This is a genomic window from Paenibacillus filicis, assembly GCF_038070315.1.
In the GTDB taxonomy this organism is placed as follows: domain Bacteria; phylum Bacillota; class Bacilli; order Paenibacillales; family NBRC-103111; genus Paenibacillus_G; species Paenibacillus_G filicis.
Genome location: NZ_JBBPCC010000015.1, coordinates 1 through 20,909, shown reverse-complemented (window position 1 = coordinate 20,909; position 20,909 = coordinate 1). Strand labels below are relative to the sequence as shown.

Here is a 20,909-nt window from a genome sequence, read left to right as displayed (position 1 = left end):
CGATGAGCGATTACATATTAGAGATGAATGGAATTTCCAAAGCATTTCCGGGCGTTAAAGCGTTGTCCAATGTTAACTTCAAGGTGAAAAAAGGCGAGATTCACTGCTTGATCGGAGAGAATGGCGCAGGAAAGTCCACGTTAATGAAGGTGCTTAGCGGCGTATACCCTTATGGCGCGTATGAGGGTGACATCGTGTTCGAAGGCATCGTACAGCAATTCAATAAAATAAGCGACAGCGTCAAGACGGGCATCGCCATCATCTATCAGGAGCTAGCGCTGTTCCCGGATCTCACCGTATACGAGAATATCTTCGCCGGCAATGAAGTGAAACGCGGCTCAATCATAGACTGGAATCAAACGATCGTACAAGCGATGCACTTGCTGGACAAGGTCAAGCTGAACATCAATCCCGAAATGCTAATTAAAGATTTGGGTGTGGGCAAGCAGCAGCTTGTCGAGATCGCCAAAGCATTAAGCAAAAACGTCAAGCTGCTCATTCTCGATGAGCCGACGGCGGCGCTGAATGAGAATGACAGCGAAAATTTGCTCGAGCTGCTGCGGGAGCTGAAGAAGCAAGGTATCACCTGCATTATGATTTCACACAAGCTGAAGGAAGTCATCTCAATTGCGGATAAAGCGACTGTACTTCGCGACGGACGTACGATCTGCACGCTGGATGCAAGCAAGGGCGAAGTGTCTGAGGGCGTGATTATAAAAAATATGGTCGGTCGTGAGATCGAGGATATTTATCCGAAGAGACCAAACAAAAGCTTCGGAGACCCTATTCTCGAGATTCGAAACTGGTCGGCCTACGATCCGCAACTAGGAAGGTCAGTCGTAAAGGAAGTCAATCTTCACGTTCAAAAAGGCGAAATCGTCGGTATTGCCGGCTTGATGGGCTCTGGGCGAACGGAGCTCGCGCAAAGCATCTTCGGCAATCCGAAGTCTTATAAATTGCAAGGCGAGTTGTTGTTGGAGGGCAATCAGGTATCGTTCAAGCATCCGAACGATGCGATTAAAGCGGGCATCGCCTATGTGACCGAAGACCGGAAGGGCGACGGGCTGTTTTTGATCCAAGACATTAAGAACAATGTGTCCGTCGCGAATTTGCAAGGCCTTTCCTCTAAAGGAGTTATTAATGAGAATGAGGAAATCAAGATCGCGAACAAATACAAACAATCGATGAACATTAAGACGCCTTCCGTTGAGCAAATCGTCGGCAATCTGAGCGGTGGCAATCAACAGAAGGTATCCCTGGGCAAGTGGCTGTTCGTTGGGCCTAAGCTGCTCATCCTCGATGAACCGACGCGAGGTATCGATGTAGGAGCCAAGTTTGAAATCTATACGATCATGAATCAATTGATCAGCGAAGGCATGAGCATCATTATGATCTCCTCTGAGCTAGGCGAAGTGCTCGGGATGAGCGACCGCGTCTATGTGATGGCCGAAGGCGCAATCAAAGGCGAAATGTCGATAGACGAGGCCGATCAGGAAAAAATCATGCACTTTGCTACACAATAGGAGGAGCACCTATGAATTTTGTCAATGATGCGAAGTCGTTAATCAAAGTAAATATTCGAGAGTACGGAATGTATATCGCCTTGTTCGTCATCGTACTCACCTTTCAGATCATGACGGGCGGACTGTTCATGTCCTCTCGTAACATCAGCAACTTGCTGGATGCGACCGGATATATTGCCGTACTCGCCGTCGGCATGACCCTCGTAATCGTCATTCGGCATATCGACCTGTCTGTCGGATTCGCGGCCGGATTCATGGGGGCGGTCGCTGCGATTTTGCTGACGCAGGCAGGCGTACCGTTCTATGTCGTAATTCCGATTATTCTCGTGATCGGCATCGTCATCGGGATGTTCAGCGGTGTGCTGGTCGCCTCCATCGGTATCCCGTCCTTCGTCGCTTCCCTCGCCGGGATGCTGGTTTTTAGAGGCGCACTGCTGAATGTCACGGAGAAGACAGGGACAATCAGCATTAAGGATGAGAGCTTTAACGCCATTGGCAACGGATATATTCCTGCGATCACCAAGGTCTTCGGCCTGAATCTGCTTTCCTTGATTCTCGGCTTATGCATGATTCTGTTCTATATTTATAGTGAGTTTTCCAAGCGCAAAAACAAGCTCCAGTACAACTTTGAAGTCGTGTCCAAAAGCATTTTCGCGTTAAAAGTCGTGTTCGTTTCGGTCATTATCGCTTATTTCACCTGGATTATCGCGGGCTATAACGGCTTTTCCTGGACCGTCATCATCATGCTGGCCGTGGTCGTCATCTATCACTTCATCACGACGAAAACGGTGCTCGGCAGACATATCTACGCGGTGGGGAGCAACCCGGAAGCGGCGCATCTCAGCGGGATCAACGTCAAAAAAATTACGTACATCGTATTCGGTTCCATGGGCTTAATGTCGGCGCTGTCCGGCATTCTGTTTACCTCCCGCATGCAATCCGCTTCGACGACTGCGGGTACGTTGTTCGAGCTTGACGCCATCGCAGCGGCGTATGTTGGTGGCGTATCCGCAGCAGGAGGCGTCGGCAAGGTGACAGGCTCGATTATCGGTGCGATTGTTATGGCATCCCTAACTAGCGGGATGAATTTGCTCGGCGTCGGAATTTCCTATCAATATATGATTCGGGGCGGCGTACTGGCCGCAGCGGTTATCTTCGATGTGATGACGCGCAGGAAGAGAAGCTGATCGGGTTTCCATGATGCGGGTAAATAGAGGAAGCGAAAAGCGGCCTTGTGAGGGAGGTGCGGCAGCAGCTCGTAAGAGCATGCATGCCGCATTTTTTGTCGTTCTTCGGTTAGTCCGGATGCAGCAATCTTGATCTTAGCAGTTGACAAATGGCTAATAAAATCAAATAATGATATTAAATAAACATTATAGTTTATTAAGTGTAAAAAGGACCCCCAATCTAGGATTGAGGGTCGCGACGGCGAATCCGATATACGCATTTTTTGCCGCCCTTGGTCAAGCATTCCGGACAGGAGATATCTGCATCCAGCAAGGACTCGAACAAACGCAATTCACAGCGGCAGGCATGGTTGTACTGATGCGCGAGTTGCGAGATCGGGCAGTTATGCTCAATCAACACGTATTCGTTCTCGCTATTTTGCTGCAATTCGACCATGTAGCCGTTCTCGTTCTGGATGTCGGCCAGCGCGGATACTTTATCTGGAAAGTCTTTGTCTTCCATCATGCCGGCATACTTCTTGTACAACGTTTCTTTGCGGAGTTCAAACAAGCGCTCGACCTTATTCTCGCCTGATTCCTTGGCCAGCTCGCCGAGCAAGTCGAGGGCGACGGTGTTATATTTCTTGGGAAATAGCTCGTCCGCGCGTTCGGTCAGATGGTATGCGGCGGTCGGCCTGCCCATCGGCTGCCGTATAGTTCTTGGTTCGATTAATCCGTCGCGTTCCAGGGCGTCGATATGACGGCGTACGGCTATGGACGTAATATCGAGCCGATCCGTCAGTTCTTTGGCGGTAAGCTCATCATTGGTTTTGAGTAAATGTAGAATCGTATCACGGGTCGATAAATCGGCATTGGGCTGCAAGGGGTCACCACCTTAATTGAGAGCTGCATGATGCAGCCGGAACATAATGAAATAGGAGCTATAAAAAGTATTGTAACACAATCCATTACATTGACAAGTGAGGAGGCTGCGGCCATGATTCAGATTAGCGATGCGGCAGCAGATAAAATTATCGAAATGATCAGGGATATTGACTCTGAGCGTTATTTTCTCCGTGTAGGCGTGAGTGACGGCGGTTGCAGCGGATTGTCGTACAGCATTCGCTTTGACGATACGCTGGGTGAAGGGGATCGAGCCATCACATGGGGAGAATTTCAAGTTGTCATTGACTATGCAAGTGTGGAGTATCTGGAAGGCATACAAATCGATTACAAGGATTCGGGGCTGAGCGGAGGCTTTACGATCGACAATCCCAATGCCAAGTTTTCTTGCGGCTGCGGAGCCAGCTTTCGGACTGCCGCCTATAGGGGCAAAGTGGAAAAATGCGACTGATTGCGGGTAAACGCAGTGTTGCTGGATGAGCAGCCTGCGCGTGCGCGATCTGAAGCAGACCGAGGAATGCTTGCTTAGGGGAGGGAAATAAGTTGAAGCTGATCGTGACAGATGCCGCCGTGGACTGTTTCCGGAAGGATTGGGGTTATCGCGAGGGAGATTACATCCGTATTTATGCCAGGTACAGCGGCGGCGGGGAAGATGCATTCGCGTTCGGCATTACGCGGGACGATCCGCGTTATCCGGCGCTATCGGGTGAGAAGGACTGGATCACATTTTTCATCGAAGAAAACGATGTTTGGCACTTGGATGACCGTGATTTGTCGATCGATTGCCATCACGATGAAATCACGTTCGTGCGCGGTTCACGGTGATGTCATTGGGGCTAGTCGTCGTCGAGGTGTGCCAGCGAAATGCTATGGCGGCCGTCATGCTGGAGGAGCTGGAAGCGGAATACCCCGAAGTTGCCGTACTCCATACCGATTGCCTGTCGATGTGTCATGTATGCAGGGCGGTGCCATATGCGATGGTAAACGGGAAGCGGGTTTTAGCGAGGTCGGCAGCGGCTTGCCTGGACTTGATTGGGGAGACGGCCGTCAAGGAAATAAAGGAGCTGCTGAACGATGACAATTGATCGGTATGAGCTTTTTGATCAGCTGTGTCTGCGTCATGTACGGTTATCCGGACATTCTTCATACGGAATCGGTGGATATGCGGATTATTTTGCGATGCCAGCAACGGTAGAGCAGTTCGTGTCTCTTCTGGAAGTGAGCGCTGTGTACGGCATGGAGCGCGTGGTGTTCGGTATGGGCTCGAACATCTTGTTTCCCGATCGACCGAAGCGGGGGAAGCTGTACGTTTCGTTAAAAAACATGGCCGACCTGACGGTAAACGAGTCACGCTGGTTCGCGACAGCGGGCTTGCCGCTTTCGATGCTGTCCCTTCTCGGGCTGATCTCAGGGCCGACGGCGTTTCCATTCACCTACTTGATGCCGGGCAGTCTGGGTGCGGGAATATATATGAATGCGAAGTATTATAAGGAGCAAATCGGTGATAAGGTAGACATGATCTCGTATATCGATCTGAGCGACCCGTCATTGTCGCTGCGGCAGATTCGTGCCGAAGACTGCCAGTTTGCGTATAAGCAATCGATTTTCCAGCATAAGCCCTGGATCATAGTCGGGGCGGAAGTCACGGCACCCGAGCATGAAGGGCCGATTTCAGGCGCTATAAGCGCCCTATTAGCTAAATATCAAGGGTCGAACGGTAAGCTGTCGTCCTTGTTTTCGTTTTATTCCTTTTTCTCACGTGAATTACGCGAGCTGCAGGCGGAAAGGGTCGTCATTCCTGAGCCTATGCTGGATATTGAACGATACCGTATGGGCAATCGGCACTTTACGTACCGCTCGTGCGGATCTTTCTTCAAAAACAACTACGCAGCGGGCGCTTCCATCGGAGCTCTCGTAGATAGGCTGGGATTAAAAGGGGTCACGCACGGCGGGGCTGTCGTGTCGCCCTTTCACGGCAATATGATTCTGAATACCGATCAGGCGACGGCTGCCGATATTCTGTACTTGAAGGATACCGTCTCGGAGGCCATACACCGGCATTATGGCTTTATGCCTGAGCCGGAAGTGGTCATCATGAAGGAATGAATATATGCCATATACAAAAACTCCGCTTCGATGAAGAAGCGGAGTTTTTGTTATGCTGAGCAGCATTAAAGCAATGGATCGATATTATGATTATGCCGGAAGAAATTGGTCGGGTCGTATTTATGCTTAATGGCGGCCAATTTCCCGTAATTATCGCCATATGTATCCTTCAAGCTAAGGCGCCGAGTCCGATTTGCTTGAGCCTCCTCCTACTCCAAATGAGGGAACGGAAAGTGTTACAACGATATGAGAGTTAAAATGTTACTTTATATAACATTATGAGTTATTAATTAGATGAAAACATGGATTTACTAGTAATTTTCTATAATGAAATGAGCTTTGATTAGGTTTTTTCACAAAATAAACGTCATGTAAATTGACGTTACCTTTACAGGAATCTATATTTAACTCAAATGAATTTTATATAAACTACGTTTAAATTCAGAAGGCCAAAAAAAATGAGTACATGTAGAGGGGTGTGTAGCATGTTTAGATATCAAGGTAAAGCGTGGGAAGAGAGGTTTTTACCGCGACTTACTTCCCTCCAGATCAAGCAACTTCAGAAGGAAGACGCTCTTGTCATTTTGCCGGTCGGCGCTATCGAGCAGCATGGCTGGCACCTGCCGGTCATGACGGATACCCTCATAGGTGAAGATTTAATGACGCGGACGATGGAGTTGCTCCCAGAGGAAGCAAACGTCTGGCTTCTGCCTCCGGTTCCCTACGGAAAGAGCAATGAACACCTGGATTTTGCCGGTACCTTTTCGTTGTCGTCAACAACGCTCATGCACGTGTTGAACGATATTGGTGCCAGCTTGAAAAGAAACGGATTTCGACGACTGCTCCTTTTTAATACGCATGGAGGCAACGTTGATCTCCTTAATGTGGCCGCTCGGGATCTTCGGGCTTCCACGGGCTTGACCGTATTCTACGTCAATCCGCACAGCTTGGATGCGGCAAGCGACTTGGTGTCGGCGGAGGAGGAAGCATACGGGATTCACGGAGGGGACATCGAGACCTCGATGCTGATGGCGATTAAGCCAAGCTGGGTTCATGAGGAGCTGCGGGTATCTGAAATACCGGACGTGACCGAGCTTGAATATTTGACTTTAGAAGGAAAAATTCGCTTTGCCTGGTTGATGAGCGATATTTCACACAGTGGGATTGCCGGGGATGCAACGAAGGCGAGTGCTGAAAAAGGGGAGATCATGATGCAGCAAAGCGCAAGAAAGCTGGCCAAAGCCTTGCAGGAGCTTTGTCGATTTGAAATCGAACGAGTGCTGCCGAAAATCAAGCATCCGCATGATTTCGATAACCGGATTTCATAGACGGCATGCATCGAGGGGAGGGGGTTTATCGTTCGTCCAAACCCTCATAGTCTGGAAGTCTAGCATGAATGGCTTGATTCTTTAAAGGGGGTAGTAACTTGTCCTATATCAACGTGGAGAATCTCAGCAAACGTTTTGTTCGTCGGGGACAGTTGACCGAAGCGTTAAGCGAGGTCAATTTGGAAATCGAGCAAGGTTCGTTTGTCAGCTTCATAGGTCCGAGTGGATGCGGAAAGTCGACCTTACTGCGGATTATTGGCGGTTTGATGGGGGCGGAGGAAGGGGGGATTACGGTAGGAAGCCGCTCGCCGTCGGAGATGCAGTCGGATAAACAGTTCGGTTTTGTTCCGCAATCACCGGCGCTTTTTCCTTGGAGAACGGTGCTGCAGAATATGAATATTCCCTTCGAGGTTAATCGCAAGAGCACAACGGATCTTTCCGATGCCAAAGGAGATCCGATCGAGTTATTGCATTCCGTTGGGCTTGGGGATTTCATGCACGCATATCCGAAGGAGCTTTCCGGAGGGATGAAGCAAAGAGTAGGAATCGCCAGGGCGTTTGCCTCAGGCGCCCCGATTTTACTGATGGATGAACCGTTCTCCGCACTAGATGAAATCACCAGAGAATTGCTTATGCATCAGCTGATGAAAATATGGGAACAGCATAAAAAGACGGTTATTTTTGTTACGCATAACATTCAAGAAGCGGTTTATCTTTCGGACAAGGTCGTGATCATGTCCAGTCGTCCCGGGCGAATCACTTCCGAGGTTCATATCGATTTGCCAAGGCCACGCGTGGAGTCTGTCATCGAATCTCCTGAATTTTATAATTACGTAGGTCAGTTGCGGGAATTGCTGAGAGAAAGGTGGTAATCGCGAGATGAGTCAATCCGTAACGGAAACGAATGGTGGCGCAGTTTTGTCTGAAGGCAAAAAACGAACGAAGCCCTTATCGGAATCTAAACTAAAAGGGGCGGCCAGCAGCTTCCTTACGCCTCTGATTGCATTTGTTGCGTTCTTCTGTTTGTGGGAAATGATCATTCGTATCTTTAAAATCAAAATGGTCATTTTGCCAGCCCCATCCGGTATCTTTACTGAGTTGCTACGAAATTTCAGTTTTTATTTGCCGCATATTTGGACTACGTTCACGGAAGCCATTAGCGGATTTTTCATTGGAGCGCTTATTGCGCTGATTGCAGGCATCTTGTTATCCCAATCCCGTTTGTTGGAGCGTGTGCTGCTGCCCCTTGCCGTGTTGGCACACGTGACACCCATCGTTGCGATCGCTCCCTTGTTCATCGTATGGTTCGGGTTTGGGGCTTTTCCAAAGATTTTGCTTGCAGCGATCAGCACGTTTTTTCCGATGATGATTAATTCGATCATGGGTTTCCGTTCTATTGATGAGAACAATTACGAATATTTGCAATCCTTACACGCCAGCAAATTTGAGATTTTTATCAAGCTTCGCCTTCCGAACAGCTTGCCCTATCTGTTTTCGGCGGCTAGAACGGGCATGAGCATGGGAGTTATAGGTGCCATTGTCGGTGAAATGTATGGCGGAAGCGAAGGGTTGGGGAATGTACTTACCGTAGCGGCAAATTATCTGCAGATGGAGCGAATGTTTGCGGCTATCATGTTACTGGCGTTGATAGGGATTTTACTGACTAACGCCGTGAAGGTGGTGGAGAACAGGTTTTTGCATTGGCATAGTTCGTCCAAATAATTCGTTTTCGGTGCGCAATTGCAACTTTGATGGAAACCTATAAAACGGAAGTGGGGCAAACATGATGAGAACAAAACCGTTTTGGATATCCGGTGCATTAAGCGTAATGATGGTGCTGCTCGCAGCCTGTGGGGGCGGCGATACGGCTCAAAAGTCGAACGCGCAGCCGAGTACGACTTCGACCTCCGGAACCAAGGATATCAATTGGGAAGAACGCATTGCCAAAAACCAGTCAATCGGCGAAATCAAGACCATGACCAGCTTCAACTATTCGGCAAACATTGCGAATGCGAATGCCTGGGTCGCGGACGAGTTGGGATATTTCAAAGAACTGGGGCTTAATGTGAAAGTAATGCCTGGTCTGAGTGCCGACGCGATGAAAATGCTTGCTGTCGGACAACTGCAAATGGCTCATGCAGGTACGGCGGGCGAAATTATTCAGTCAGTGGGGAACGGTGCCGAGATCAAGGGAGTTTTGGCCATGGCGCCGGTTGGACTGATCGCATTGATGGTTTTGGAAGACTCAGGAATTAAATCGGTAAAAGATTTGGAAGGCAAAATTATAGGATATAAAGGAGCCATGCCTGCTAATATTTCGGCCATGCTGAAAAAAGGAGGCGCTGATCTTTCGAAGATTAGACAGGTTAGTGTCGGTTTCGATCCTACGATTTTAAAGACGACGGAAGTATCCGCCATTACGGTGTTCAAGTCTAATGAACCTTATCAAATGGAAAAGCTAGGATATAAAGTCCGGTTACTGGATCCGCAGGATTCCGGAGTCCAAACATCGTTCGGAATTGTAGGTGCCAATAACGAATTCGCCGCCAAACATCCCGAAGCCGTGGAAGATTATATCCGTGCGCTGCTTAAAGCACACGAGTGGATCGTTCAGCACCCGGACGAAACGATCAAAATATTAGACAAACGGGCTAGCGGCAACTTTAACACAGATATTGAAACGAATCGTTTGAAAGTTGAAACAAGCCTCATTGATCCTGCGAAGGTTCCAGGCAAGGGCCTTGGCTGGTTCTCGAAGGAGCAGTGGCAATCGGAGATTGACATATTGAAGGATAGCGGCATATCGATAAAGCCGGTCACAGCTGATCAAGTGGCAAATAATTCATATGTTTCCAAAGTTTATGACGGGGATAAATTGATATGGCCGGAACAAGGAACGAAAAAATAAACGATGATAAAGGGAGGCATTATCCATGCTTCAGACCAAACAAAAAATATTTAGATCCTTTTATTTCCCTGTGATGCCGGTAGCGGATCTTCAGGATGGTCCCAAGCCTTTCAAATTAATGGGTGAGAATATCGTATTGTGGCTGGATGATGAGCAGAAGCCTGCAGCGGCGATCGACCGCTGCTGCCATCGTACGGCGAGACTGTCCAAGGGTGAGCTTAGGAATGGGTGTATCGTCTGCCCTTATCATGGCTGGGCATTCAACAGAGACGGCAAGTGCACTTGGTTTCCGCAATCGGAGCTTGAAGATCCGCCAAAGGTGTACAAAATTAAAGGCTATCACTGTGAGGAAAGGTACGGTTACGTATGGGTGGCGCTGGATACTCCGATTAGGGATATTCCGAAGTTCAGATACTCGGATAATCCTGATTTCCGCAAGGTTGACGAGTTTTACGAGGTTATTCACTGTGCTGCCATACGGCTGATGGAAAATTCGTTCGATGTGGCGCATGTCAATTTCGTTCATAAGAATACGTTTGGTGATTTGGACAACCCGATTCCGCCCAAAGTGACCATTACCCCGAATGAGTGGGGATTTGAAGCTTATATGGAAATCCCTGTCCACAACAAATTAAACCAAAAAGTTCAGGCGCTGAACATGGATGACGAGAGGACGGTACGAAAGCAGCTTAGCGAATGGTTTATGCCGTTTATCCGGCAAACGAACATTACGTATCCGACGGGGCTCATTCATTCGATCGTCACTTGCACCGCGCCGATCGATGATGATACATGCCAATTGGTGCAGTTTGTCTACCGGAATGATCGTGAAGAGGATGTATCGGCCAAGAGTATCATCGCATTTGATCGAAATGTGGTTGATGAAGATATGGATGTGCTGGAGACGACCGACAGCAATGTTTCTCTGGATCTTGCCAAGAAGGTCGAAAATCATATGCTGTCGGATCAGCCTGGGATTCTGATGAGAAAGATGCTTTTAGAGCTGTTTGACAAGTACGGTGAACAGGAAATGTGCTGAAAATGAAGTAAATAGGACGCGAATGCAGAAAAAAAGAGAAATGAAAGAGGTATATTCTCATGGCGGAAAAACAGATGCAAGAGTTGACCTCGGAGATGATGCAGTATCTGCAAGGGGAAAAAGTGATTTTTTTATCCACGCTGGATCATGAAGAAGGCGTGCCGTCAACGACCTGCATTTCCTGGCTTCTGGCTGTCAGCCCCAATAAGCTTAAGTTCGCTATTGATCCACGCTCGAGAGTTATTGAAAATATAAAGACCAACCCCCGGTTAACGTTGGCCTTTATCGGATTGGAGGGTTGCTTTGCTATTTCCGGCAGCGGAAGTAGTGATCTAAAGCAATTGGACGGGGTAACGATCAAGATGACCGAAGTCAGCGTAAACGTACTAAGCGTGAGGGATATCATGTTCTATGGCAGCAAAATTACAGCGGAACCTGAATTCACGAAAACATACAATCTTGAACTGGCGAATAAATTCGACGCTGCGGTATATGAGGCGCTTTCCGGGTAGGGTTGCATTACAAGGATGAAAGAAAAGCCAGATGAAAAAAAGAGAGAGAAGGGATTCCTTTGAAAAAGAAAATTCACTTCGGATGGTTTACGGAATACGGCCCAATAGGCTGGGATGGCCAGGATGCGGTGGAAGGAGACTGGCGGCAGCCTAAGCTGTATCAGCAGATGGCACAAATTTGCGAAAGGGGGTTGTTTGATTTTGCCCTTTTTGCAGACCATTTAGGAATTTCCTCTTCCTTCAAAGGCTCCATAGAAAACTATGTGAAATACGGCTTGAATGGGATTAACCATGATTCGACGCTGCTTGCAGCCATGGTCGCAGCATCAACGAATCATATGGGTGTAGGCACGACGGTTTCGACCATGCTTACCCCTCCTTACCTTCTTGCACGCCAAACAGCTTCGCTGGATCACCTTTCCATGGGACGCGTGGCCTGGAATGTAGTCACGACTGGTAACGCTGCCGGATTTTTGAACTTCGGCGTCGATCAGCCGGCTCACGATGCGCGTTATGACCAAGCTGAAGAGTATTTGGATTTGTGCTTCAAATTGTGGAGTAGCTGGGAACCGGATGCGGTTATGATGGACAGGGAAACGGGGGTTTTTGCGGACCCGGCCAAAGTACATCCGATTCATTTTGAAGGGGAATATTATAAAAGCCAAGGACCGCTGAATGTACTGCCTTCACCGCAGGGCAGGCCGACAATCATTCAGGCGGGCTCATCACCAAGAGGTCGTGATTTCGCAGCCAAATGGGCGGATGCGGTTATCGTAGGCGCGCATTATTTAGATGATATGAAGGCTTATTATGATGATATGAAGGAGCGTGTGACCAAATTTGGACGAAAGCCGGAAGAGTTGAAGGTGTTTTTTATTATCAAGCCGGTGATCGGACAAACGGAGGAACTCGTAAACCGTAAGCTTGAAGCTTTGAAGCATCCGCCAGAATCAGTCATTCATGCTGCCTTATCCGCTCTGTCGTCGCGCATGAACTACAACTTATCCCAGTTTAATCTCGACGAACCGCTGCCTCCGATCGACGAGAAGGAAATCACAGGAGGTCAAACGACGTTATCCCGTTTCTATACTTCCGGCCGCCGTCCAACCTTGCGAGAAATTGCCATTGAAGAGGCGGGCGGTAACAAAGGTGGCATTGCAGGAACGCCTGAGCAGGTAGCGGACCAATTGCAGCATATTATGGAGTCGGTTGGCGGGGACGGTTTTGTCGTTAGGGTTGATGCTCATGACCAAAGTTATATGACGGAGTTTGTAGACACGGTCATTCCTGTTTTGCAGGAGAGAGGCTTGGTGCGCAAGGCATACAAGGGCAAGACGCTATATGAAAACTTGATGGAGATTTAAGGAATTGAGGTGAAGTGATTTTATATGTTTACCGGATTAATTGAGGAAGTTGGATCCCTGCAAAGTATAAGTAGACAAGGGGAGACTTTGGTCCTGAACATTCGCGCTAACCGCGTGTTGGAAGACGTCAGTATGGGGGACAGCATTTCGGTGAACGGAACGTGCTTGACCGTAATCCGGTTTGACAAGAGCTCGGTCTCGATGGACGTGACACCGGAGACGTTGCACCGGACGACGTTACATCGGCTCCTCCCCGGTGAGCGGGTTAACCTGGAACGTGCTATGCAGACGACAAGCCGGTTTGGAGGGCATATCGTGCAAGGTCATGTAGACGGCACAGGATTCATTCGGGATAAAAAAGTGCAGGGCAATGCCGTTTATCTTACGGTAGAGCCCCGCGATACGCGTTTATTGCGGCATATTATCGCGAAGGGATCTATTGCGATCGACGGCATTTCGTTAACTGTAGTGGAAGTTGGCGCTTTATGCTTCAATGTTTCGGTTATTCCTCATACGCTTGCCGAAACGGCGCTGCAGCATAAGAGGGCTGGTGACCAGGTTAATCTGGAAACGGATGTCATAGGGAAATATGTGGATCGATTGCTGACCCGGTCCTTTGCGGACGAAACGATTGGCGGGTTTACAAACCGCAGCAGAGAGTCGCGATTATCGGAGGCTTTTTTTAAAGAAAACGGGTTTATGTAGCATCATGACAGAGGAAACAGGTGAACAGATAAGGAGGCTCCTACTATGATACGCTATTATGAAGGCAATCTCGTCTCGGAAGGCAAAAAATACGGTATTGTTGTGGGGCGGGTGAATGAGTTTATTTCAACGAGGCTACTGAGCGGGGCGCTAGACGCCTTTAACCGTCATGGTGCGGCCGACGATGAGGTTAGTGTCGCCTGGGTACCGGGGGCCTTTGAAATTCCCTTGATTGCGAAAAAAATGGCGGAGAGCGGACGGTTCGATGCCGTGGTTACTTTGGGCGCGGTCATTCGCGGTTCAACACCGCATTTTGATTATGTGTGCAACGAAGTGTCGAAGGGTGTGGCGGCAAATTCCCTCAAGACGGGCATTCCTACGGTCTTCGGCGTACTTACGACGGACTCCATCGAGCAAGCAGTGGAGCGTGCCGGAACGAAGGCAGGCAATAAGGGCTGGGAAGCGGCGACTACAGCAATCGAGATGGCTAATCTGGTTTCTCAGCTCGAAAAGGAAAGCTAAGCCACCAAATTGGAAAACATAAAACCTGACGGGAAATCCGTCGGGTTTTTGTTTGTTATGGAAATGCCTCAAGGCTGCTTGTTGTTCAATGCCTGTTTAAATAACAGGACAAGTTTTATTTTGAACAGATCGGAATATGATTTTAAGTCGATCTGAAGCAGCTCGCTTTTCTTTTCGAGCCTGTATGCCATGGTGTTACGATGAACAAACAGTTGTTTGGCAATTTCGTTGATTTGACCGTTATTTTCAATATACAGTTCCAGGGTGTGGATTAAATCTTGTGCAGATTCGGGTGACTTGTTAAAGATGGAGGCGAGTGTCATGTCGATAAAGTGAATCATTTTTTCCGCAGGCACCGACTTGAACATATAGGCCATTTCCACCGATTCGAATTCGATGACATGGTTTTCGATCTGCAGGTGTTCGGCGGTTTCGCGGGCGTCTACACACTCCCGGTAAGCATTCTCCAATTGTTCCGGTTTATACATGCTGCGGCTCAGTGTAATGCGCAGGATGCTGCCGGCTTCCTTGGTAATATCCGCAAATACCCGGTTCATAAGGTTAACCGGCTTTTTATCGCTTATCAGGGCTGTTGCCGGGATAATGAAAAGGATCGCGCCGTCGATATAAAAACAAAGTTTCGAGATCGATTCCAACAGCGGGTTGTATTGACACTCTTGCAGGATCATCCGGAAAAAATGAACTTTATTCGCTTCTTCAGTGTCTGAAAGCGAGATTAACGCACATGTGTAGGGATCGTGGCCGAAAGGTATGCCAAGCCGAGTGGCGCATTCGAGCAAGGTGTCTATGGAATTTTTCTGTTTCAAATAATTTTTAAGCAGCGAGGCAAATTCGCTTTGTGTGGATTGCTCCATATGCTCCCGTTCGAGGGTATGCAAATGATGGGCTATAATTTCGGCTGCTTGATGGAACAAGCCTTCTTCTTCCTTAAGAAATGCGCTTCTGGGCGTTTGGAAAATGGCAAATCCGACGGCTTCGGACCTCGCTTTATGGTTATGAAGCGGGATGCATAAGAGCCGGTCGGTATTCGTCCGGATCCATTGTAAAGTCGGTTTTAGCGGGCGTTTACTCACCAGTTCCAGATCCGCGGGGGCAAGACTGCTGAAAAGTGTTTGTCTGCGCAAACCGACGACGGCCAGTGGAAATCCCAGAATGGTGGAAATTCGCTTAAACATTGTATGGGGGTCATCCGGCTTGAGAGCAAAGCGAACGAGCTCTTTTTGCTTGCTTAGCACGCCGTGAAGCATCTGGGTATTGCGCTGAAGCTCGGCATTGAACAAGCCCTTCATTTGGTCGGAGAAGGTGAAGGGAAAGGGCAGCTCAATCAGCGGGAATCCGAGACGATCCGCTTCCACCAGCATATCCTCAGGTACACTCAGCCAATACCTGCCAAGCTTGATGCCGATTCCGGCAGCTCCTCGCTGGGCGAGTTTTTGAAGCAGCCGGACGCCTTCAGCGGGGTTGTCCTTTATCAAAAAGGCACTCGTGAACAAAATATCCCCTTCGCGAACCCAATCCGTGATATCGGGTGCATCCATCACGTTGACGGATTTAACAATTCGGTTAAGGCCACTATGGCCTGCGGTCAGCTTTCCTTCAGACAGAGGATATATTGTCAGTGCGTCTTCCACGGTTAAGTACATACGGATCAGTCCCCTTTTCAGTCTGATGTACGGATGTTGGAGTCTCGGAAACAGCTATAGAGAGGGATGTTATATATTATAACATTAAAATCCCGATTTTACATGCAATCCGTATGCGATAATATTTTTTCGCTGCTGACGTGGATAGGTTGAGCACGGTTTTAAGGCATATTTACAATAATAGTATGGTTCCTTGTGATAAGTTACAAAAACGGACTTAGCTACTTGTTTGTATGAATTTATATGTTATAAAATTTAACACAAAAGATTGAGGGTGCATGATCCAAGCTTGGGAGCGTAGTTTAGACTTAGACTAGAGAAAGGATGAACGTTTATGTTGATATTAGATTCAGGCCGCACGCTCTATTACGGTGAAGGAAACGTCTTCGTATATCGTACCTATGCGAAGCCATTAGAGGTGATACCCATACCGGAATCGCCATTTACAGGCGAAAGCAACGTGATTTTTGCACATAACGTTACGTTTTCCGTAAGTGGAGAGTCGCTGCTGGCCTCCTATACCGAAGGAGACAATAGTCAGATTGTTTCTACAGATTCGATGAAAAACTTTATTCTGCAGCACGCTGCATGGTTTGAGGGTGGGACGACAGAAGGGCTGCTTGCATTCATCGGCAATAAATTTCTGTCCACGTACCTTCATTTTGATGCCGTTAAGCTGAATGCTGTCCGAATTCCTTTCCAAGCGTTTGCAACGCCGGGACCTGGCGGGTTTTACGATAACCGGCTTGTATTCCGGCGTTCGAATAACGATCATTCAAGCGCGCAAATGGAGATCCGGCGGTCCGGCTCGGACACGCAAGTTTCCGTCCATTGGTGCGCTCTCTCCGATCTGCAGTTGGTCAAGGTCAGCGGAAACCGCTTTTTCGGATTTATCCGGGACGAATATACGACGCTGCCCGAGGCAAAGGATCGCCCACTGCTCCTTCAGCTTGATATTTTATGGAGGTACGAGAATGCCCAAGACGCCATTTCACAAGAGTACGGACGGTATACGACGGCAGAGCAAATCCGAGACATCGCACAAAATGTGTTCTACGAGTCTGACACCCCGTCGATCTTGTATTTGATCTGGCTGATCGGTCAGCGGATTTTAACCCGGTTTCCACAGCTTGCGGAAGTTCGCTTCGAATCCAAAAATAAAACGTGGGAGACGGTGGTCGAGCCTATGGAAAGAGGTTTACCCGGCGTCTATACGGAACCGAGTCCCCATTTTGGGTTTCAGGGCTTTTCGATGACAAAAGCCGATTTGATTACAGGTCCGCAGGCACGGTAGCGAACAGCAGGCCGACCGCACACGTGTCGGGGCTTCAGGCAGCTGAACAGGCTGGGGCAGAGCCTGTCGCTCAGGCGTCTGGGACGCAAGGACGAAGCGCTCCTGCAGCGCGAGACTTCATTGCGAATAAAAAATAGGCAGACGATTGTAGAGCGTCTGCCTATTTTTTTGCATGCATCCTCATGCGGTGCCTATAGGTGCTGGACTAGTCTGCAGGGGGAACTTGGCAGCTGTCGGAGGAAAGTCGATATATGAAACGAATATAATCACTTGATTATATAAGTGAATGCGTATATATTGATATATAGAAGTTACCCTTAGCTTAAGGAGCTATTGGGCATGAAGCGGAGAGGAGGAAACCAACTTGGAGCAGCCGATCGACGATATGGCGGAACGCTTGAAGCTGCTGGGGGATAAAACCAGGCTGACCATCGTGGCTTATTTGAAGGAGCGGGCGCTATGTGTCTGTGACATTGTGGAGCTCATGCATACCTCGCAGCCCAATATAAGCCAGCATTTGCGTAAATTAAAAGCGGCGGGAATCGTCAATGAAACGAGAAAGGGCCAGTGGATCTATTATTCGTTAACTGTCGACGATAAGCCCTACATTCAGGAGATCCTGCGCCACCTTCCATCGTTAAAAGAACAAGTCGATCAACTCAAAAATACATGTGATTAAGGGCAGGATGGTACTATGGCTATCGCCGCATTTCTTATTTTTTTGGTTACCTTGGTTTTTGTTATTTGGCAGCCCAGAGGATTAAATATCGGATGGTCGGCATCTGCTGGAGCGGTTTTGGCCTTGCTTTGTGGGGTGGTCAGCTTTACGGATGTGGGTACGGTGACCGGCATCGTGTGGAATGCTACCCTAACCTTCGTAGCCATTATTCTGATTTCACTGGTCCTCGATGAAATCGGGCTTTTTGAGTGGGCGGCCCTGCATATGGCGCGGCTTGCACGTGGAAACGGCCTGCTTCTATTTGTCTTTATCATCCTGCTGGGATCGGCAGTTGCTGCTCTATTCGCCAATGACGGCGCCGCGTTGATTATGACACCGATCGTTCTCGCGATGGTCCGGGCTCTGAAGTTTAACGAGAAGACCGTCCTGCCATTTATTATGGCGAGCGGGTTCATCGCAGACACCGCTTCTTTGCCGCTTGTCGTAAGCAATCTGGTCAATATCGTATCTGCCGATTACTTCAACATTGGGTTTGTGGAATACGCCAGCCGGATGATCGTGCCTACGTTCTTCTCCATTATGGCCAGCCTTGTTGTGCTGTACCTGTACTTCCGGAAAAGCATCCCGAACGACTATCGGGCCGCCCAGGTAAAAAATCCGGCGGAAGCGATTAAGGATATGCGGCTGTTCAACTTATCCTGGGTTATTCTGGCCGCCCTCCTGATTGCCTATCTCGTTAGCGAGCTATGGTCAATCCCTGTATCCCTAATTGCCGGAGTCGCGGCCATTGCCCTGTTGTTTGCTGCGAGGAAAAGTCCGGCGATTCACACCTGGACGCTGATCAAGGGAGCTCCATGGGCGATTGTAATCTTCTCCATCGGCATGTATGTCGTGGTTTATGGACTTAGAAATGCCGGACTTACCGATGCGCTAGGCTATGTCATTCAAGCGGTTGCGGACCAGGGTCTATTCACGGCTACCATAGGGATGGGCTTTATTGCTGCCATACTATCGTCCTTGATGAATAATTTGCCGACGGTCATGATTGATGCCCTTGCCATTCAAGGTACTTCAACTGCCGGATTCGTTCGTGAGGCGCTGATCTACGCGAATGTCATCGGATCGGACCTGGGGCCGAAAATTACGCCCATCGGTTCCTTGGCTACCTTACTCTGGCTGCATGTGCTGGCTGCCAAAAACGTAAAGATCAGCTGGGGGTATTATTTTAAAGTAGGCATCCTGATCACGATTCCGACGCTGTTCATCACGCTAGCGGGTCTTTATGTATGGCTCTATCTGCTCCAAACTGTGCAGGTGAACGCATGGTTATGCATGGCCATCATGGTGTTAGTATTCATGGTCTTATTATGGATTTTTAGATCTTATTTAGCCAATAAACAGCCGCACAACCGGCAGCAGGGCCTATAACTATGGGATCGACAAAGGAGAGCATTCACATGGAGAAAAAACCTTTAGTTTACTTTCTGTGCACAGGTAATTCCTGCAGAAGCCAAATCGCCGACGGGTTCTTGAAGGCGCTGGGAAGCGATAAATACGAGGTGATGAGTGCGGGGCTAGAAGCCCACGGGCTGAACCCGCGCGCGGTTCAAGTGATGAGTGAAGCTGGCGTAGATATTAGCCGGAATAGCTCCGATGTCATAAATGCTGAAGTGCTGAATCGTGCCGATTATGTCATTACGCTATGCGGTCATGCCGACGAGCATTGCCCTTTCATCTCCAATACAAACGTCACGAAATGGCACTGGGGATTTGAGGATCCTGCTCAAGCTACCGGGACGGAAGATGAAATCATGGGCCAGTTCCGGGCCGTTCGCGACTCGATTAAGAACCGGATCGAACAGTTTGTCCTAGAGGGGAAATAAGGGAGAGGCCGATACTCCGTACAGCATCAATTGGACCAGCCATTGGGCTCGGTCATCATTGAAATGGGGATCGTCTGAAAAGGAGTCTAGTCCATGTCAACGGAAAAAAACTATCATGCTTTGATTCCAGAGCAAATTTTTATGGGCGCAGCGGCGGACGTTGAGGCCATGGTCAAGAATGAAGGCATTGACGTGATTGTAGACCTGCGGGGCGAAGCGACGGAATGCGCATACCCAGCCGCCCATGTGAAATGGGTTCAAATTCCGCTAGCTGATCAGGCTGAGGTGCCGCAAGATAAAGCTTTTGAGCTGGCTATACAGGCGGTCACCGAGGCTTTTCGCGATAACAAGAAAGTGGCCTTTCATTGTGCAGGCGGAAAGGGACGGACCGGTACGGTAGCCGCGGGAACCTTACTGGCATTGGGGTTAAGTCATACGGTGGATGAAGCTGAGACGAAAGCCAAAAGTATCCGTGGCGTGCTCGATATGAAGCCGTCACAAAAAGAAGCTCTAAACAAACTATATCCGATTAAGTAGGCACGCGAAAAACCACTCGATGAGTGGTTTTTCTTTTTGTATACCCATTAAAATGAAATTAATACTTGCAAAATACAAATAATAATTGTATAACTAATTCATGAGGTGACCTTATATGGAAAACGTTCGCGAACTATTTCAAATCATGACACGCCGTTTTGGTTTTCTGAATAAAAATTGTTGTTCAGCCGGAGGATTCGATATTTCGTTAGTTCAAAGCCATATTCTTTATGAGATTGACCATCAGCATCACCCATCCATTCAGCAGGTAGCCGAGGCATTGGGCACGGATATTACGACCTTTAGCCGGCAAGTGCAATCGTTAATCAAACTGAACTTAGTGAAAAAAACGCCTGATCCTGACGACCGTAGGGTGTACATTCTATCGTTGACGACGGAGGGGAAGTACGTGGCGGGGGCGATTGAGCAGCAGATGAACGATTATTTGGGCGAGGTCTTTTCTCATATGAACGAGTTTGAACAAGAAACGGTCATTCGCTCGATCAAACTGTTGAATGAAGCCATGGCGAAATCCAGTCTATGCTGCACGACCCCTCCGGGGTGATTTCTCCTCTCTAATACTTGCAAATTGCAAATAAATTATTGAGGGAAAGGTTTTGGATTTAAAGGTTTGGAACACAAAATTTCCAGGAGCCATTCCTGTAATGAATTAATTTAAGGTTTGAATGAAAAAAGCGCCAACTGTATACTGGGAAACGTTCCGTCCAAAGAACAATTCCAGCACAGGAGGCACTCAACATGAAGTATAAACAATC

At 48.5% G+C, this 20,909-nt stretch carries 24 protein-coding genes; 21 read left to right on the top strand and 3 right to left on the bottom strand.

What is annotated here, in order from left to right:
- The first annotated feature begins 2 nt into the window (after positions 1-2).
- The gene (locus WMW72_RS21390) at positions 3-1,523 is read left to right on the top strand and encodes an ATP-binding cassette domain-containing protein (protein ID WP_341417604.1); all 1,521 of its coding nucleotides are present in this window, start codon (positions 3-5) and stop codon (positions 1,521-1,523) included.
- Between the two features lie 11 nt (positions 1,524-1,534).
- On the top strand, positions 1,535-2,710 hold the full coding sequence (locus WMW72_RS21385; RefSeq protein ID WP_341417603.1) for a sugar ABC transporter permease: 1,176 nt from the start codon (positions 1,535-1,537) through the stop codon (positions 2,708-2,710).
- A 220-nt stretch (positions 2,711-2,930) separates the two neighbouring features.
- On the opposite strand, the gene WMW72_RS21380 is transcribed toward WMW72_RS21385, so the two are convergent.
- A complete protein-coding gene (locus tag WMW72_RS21380) occupies positions 2,931-3,572 on the bottom strand; it encodes a helix-turn-helix transcriptional regulator (RefSeq protein WP_341417602.1) in 642 nt (213 codons plus the stop codon).
- 114 nt (positions 3,573-3,686) lie between these two features.
- Between WMW72_RS21380 and WMW72_RS21375 the strand changes: the two genes are divergently transcribed.
- The 4 genes from WMW72_RS21375 to WMW72_RS21360 all read left to right on the top strand — a co-directional run bounded on the left by WMW72_RS21375 (position 3,687) and on the right by WMW72_RS21360 (position 5,698).
- Positions 3,687-4,043 carry a HesB/IscA family protein gene (locus WMW72_RS21375; protein ID WP_341417601.1) on the top strand — a complete coding sequence of 119 codons (357 nt, stop codon included), beginning with the start codon at positions 3,687-3,689 and terminating at the stop codon, positions 4,041-4,043.
- A gap of 92 nt (positions 4,044-4,135) precedes the next feature.
- A complete protein-coding gene (locus WMW72_RS21370; protein ID WP_341417600.1) occupies positions 4,136-4,417 on the top strand; it encodes a HesB/YadR/YfhF family protein in 282 nt (93 codons plus the stop codon).
- Entirely contained in the window at positions 4,417-4,677 is a 261-nt protein-coding gene (locus WMW72_RS21365) for a DUF1450 domain-containing protein (protein WP_341417599.1), read from the top strand. Before WMW72_RS21370 ends, WMW72_RS21365 begins: the two co-directional genes overlap by 1 nt.
- The gene (locus WMW72_RS21360) at positions 4,667-5,698 is read left to right on the top strand and encodes a UDP-N-acetylmuramate dehydrogenase (protein ID WP_341417598.1); all 1,032 of its coding nucleotides are present in this window, start codon (positions 4,667-4,669) and stop codon (positions 5,696-5,698) included. The genes WMW72_RS21365 and WMW72_RS21360 overlap by 11 nt, the downstream gene beginning before the upstream one ends.
- A 65-nt stretch (positions 5,699-5,763) precedes the next feature.
- Here WMW72_RS21360 and WMW72_RS35640 read toward each other — a convergent pair whose 3' ends face one another.
- Positions 5,764-5,871: a BBE domain-containing protein gene (locus WMW72_RS35640; RefSeq protein WP_423227578.1), complete on the bottom strand. Its 108-nt coding sequence runs from the start codon at positions 5,869-5,871 to the stop codon at positions 5,764-5,766.
- 285 nt (positions 5,872-6,156) lie between these two features.
- On the opposite strand from WMW72_RS35640, the gene WMW72_RS21355 reads away from it, so the two are divergent.
- The 9 genes from WMW72_RS21355 to ribH all read left to right on the top strand — a co-directional run bounded on the left by WMW72_RS21355 (position 6,157) and on the right by ribH (position 14,076).
- Complete coding sequence (locus tag WMW72_RS21355; RefSeq protein ID WP_341417597.1) at positions 6,157-7,026, top strand: creatininase family protein; 870 nt, start codon at positions 6,157-6,159, stop codon at positions 7,024-7,026.
- A 98-nt stretch (positions 7,027-7,124) separates the two neighbouring features.
- The gene (locus WMW72_RS21350; protein ID WP_341417596.1) at positions 7,125-7,898 is read left to right on the top strand and encodes an ABC transporter ATP-binding protein; all 774 of its coding nucleotides are present in this window, start codon (positions 7,125-7,127) and stop codon (positions 7,896-7,898) included.
- Positions 7,899-7,905: 7 nt separating this feature from the next.
- The gene (locus WMW72_RS21345; protein WP_341417595.1) at positions 7,906-8,748 is read left to right on the top strand and encodes an ABC transporter permease; all 843 of its coding nucleotides are present in this window, start codon (positions 7,906-7,908) and stop codon (positions 8,746-8,748) included.
- Between the two features lie 61 nt (positions 8,749-8,809).
- Positions 8,810-9,934, top strand: coding sequence for an ABC transporter substrate-binding protein (locus WMW72_RS21340; RefSeq protein WP_341417594.1), 1,125 nt, complete (start codon positions 8,810-8,812; stop codon positions 9,932-9,934).
- 25 nt (positions 9,935-9,959) lie between these two features.
- Positions 9,960-10,973 carry an aromatic ring-hydroxylating dioxygenase subunit alpha gene (locus WMW72_RS21335; RefSeq protein WP_341417593.1) on the top strand — a complete coding sequence of 338 codons (1,014 nt, stop codon included), beginning with the start codon at positions 9,960-9,962 and terminating at the stop codon, positions 10,971-10,973.
- A gap of 59 nt (positions 10,974-11,032) precedes the next feature.
- The gene (locus WMW72_RS21330) at positions 11,033-11,485 is read left to right on the top strand and encodes a pyridoxamine 5'-phosphate oxidase family protein (protein WP_341417592.1); all 453 of its coding nucleotides are present in this window, start codon (positions 11,033-11,035) and stop codon (positions 11,483-11,485) included.
- Between the two features lie 59 nt (positions 11,486-11,544).
- Positions 11,545-12,849 (top strand): NtaA/DmoA family FMN-dependent monooxygenase, encoded by a 1,305-nt coding sequence (locus WMW72_RS21325; RefSeq protein ID WP_341417591.1) that lies wholly within the window; start codon positions 11,545-11,547, stop codon positions 12,847-12,849.
- Positions 12,850-12,873: 24 nt separating this feature from the next.
- A complete protein-coding gene (gene ribE / locus WMW72_RS21320; RefSeq protein ID WP_341417590.1) occupies positions 12,874-13,554 on the top strand; it encodes a riboflavin synthase in 681 nt (226 codons plus the stop codon).
- Positions 13,555-13,599: 45 nt separating this feature from the next.
- Positions 13,600-14,076, top strand: coding sequence for a 6,7-dimethyl-8-ribityllumazine synthase (gene ribH / locus WMW72_RS21315; RefSeq protein WP_341417589.1), 477 nt, complete (start codon positions 13,600-13,602; stop codon positions 14,074-14,076).
- Between the two features lie 68 nt (positions 14,077-14,144).
- On the opposite strand, the gene WMW72_RS21310 is transcribed toward ribH, so the two are convergent.
- Positions 14,145-15,728 (bottom strand): PucR family transcriptional regulator, encoded by a 1,584-nt coding sequence (locus WMW72_RS21310; protein WP_341417588.1) that lies wholly within the window; start codon positions 15,726-15,728, stop codon positions 14,145-14,147.
- A 346-nt stretch (positions 15,729-16,074) separates the two neighbouring features.
- Here WMW72_RS21310 and pucL point away from each other — a divergent pair, with 346 nt between their 5' ends.
- From pucL to WMW72_RS21280, 6 genes are all read left to right on the top strand, one after another.
- Positions 16,075-17,034, top strand: a complete 960-nt coding sequence (gene pucL / locus WMW72_RS21305; RefSeq protein ID WP_341417587.1) for a factor-independent urate hydroxylase — start codon at positions 16,075-16,077, stop codon at positions 17,032-17,034.
- 385 nt (positions 17,035-17,419) lie between these two features.
- Positions 17,420-17,713: an ArsR/SmtB family transcription factor gene (locus WMW72_RS21300; protein ID WP_341417751.1), complete on the top strand. Its 294-nt coding sequence runs from the start codon at positions 17,420-17,422 to the stop codon at positions 17,711-17,713.
- Between the two features lie 15 nt (positions 17,714-17,728).
- Positions 17,729-19,141 carry an arsenic transporter gene (locus tag WMW72_RS21295; protein WP_341417586.1) on the top strand — a complete coding sequence of 471 codons (1,413 nt, stop codon included), beginning with the start codon at positions 17,729-17,731 and terminating at the stop codon, positions 19,139-19,141.
- A gap of 29 nt (positions 19,142-19,170) precedes the next feature.
- A complete protein-coding gene (gene arsC / locus WMW72_RS21290) occupies positions 19,171-19,596 on the top strand; it encodes an arsenate reductase (thioredoxin) (protein ID WP_341417585.1) in 426 nt (141 codons plus the stop codon).
- 93 nt (positions 19,597-19,689) lie between these two features.
- Positions 19,690-20,133: a protein-tyrosine phosphatase family protein gene (locus WMW72_RS21285; RefSeq protein WP_341417584.1), complete on the top strand. Its 444-nt coding sequence runs from the start codon at positions 19,690-19,692 to the stop codon at positions 20,131-20,133.
- 115 nt (positions 20,134-20,248) lie between these two features.
- Positions 20,249-20,698, top strand: coding sequence for a MarR family winged helix-turn-helix transcriptional regulator (locus tag WMW72_RS21280; RefSeq protein WP_341417583.1), 450 nt, complete (start codon positions 20,249-20,251; stop codon positions 20,696-20,698).
- Positions 20,699-20,909 lie beyond the last annotated feature (211 nt).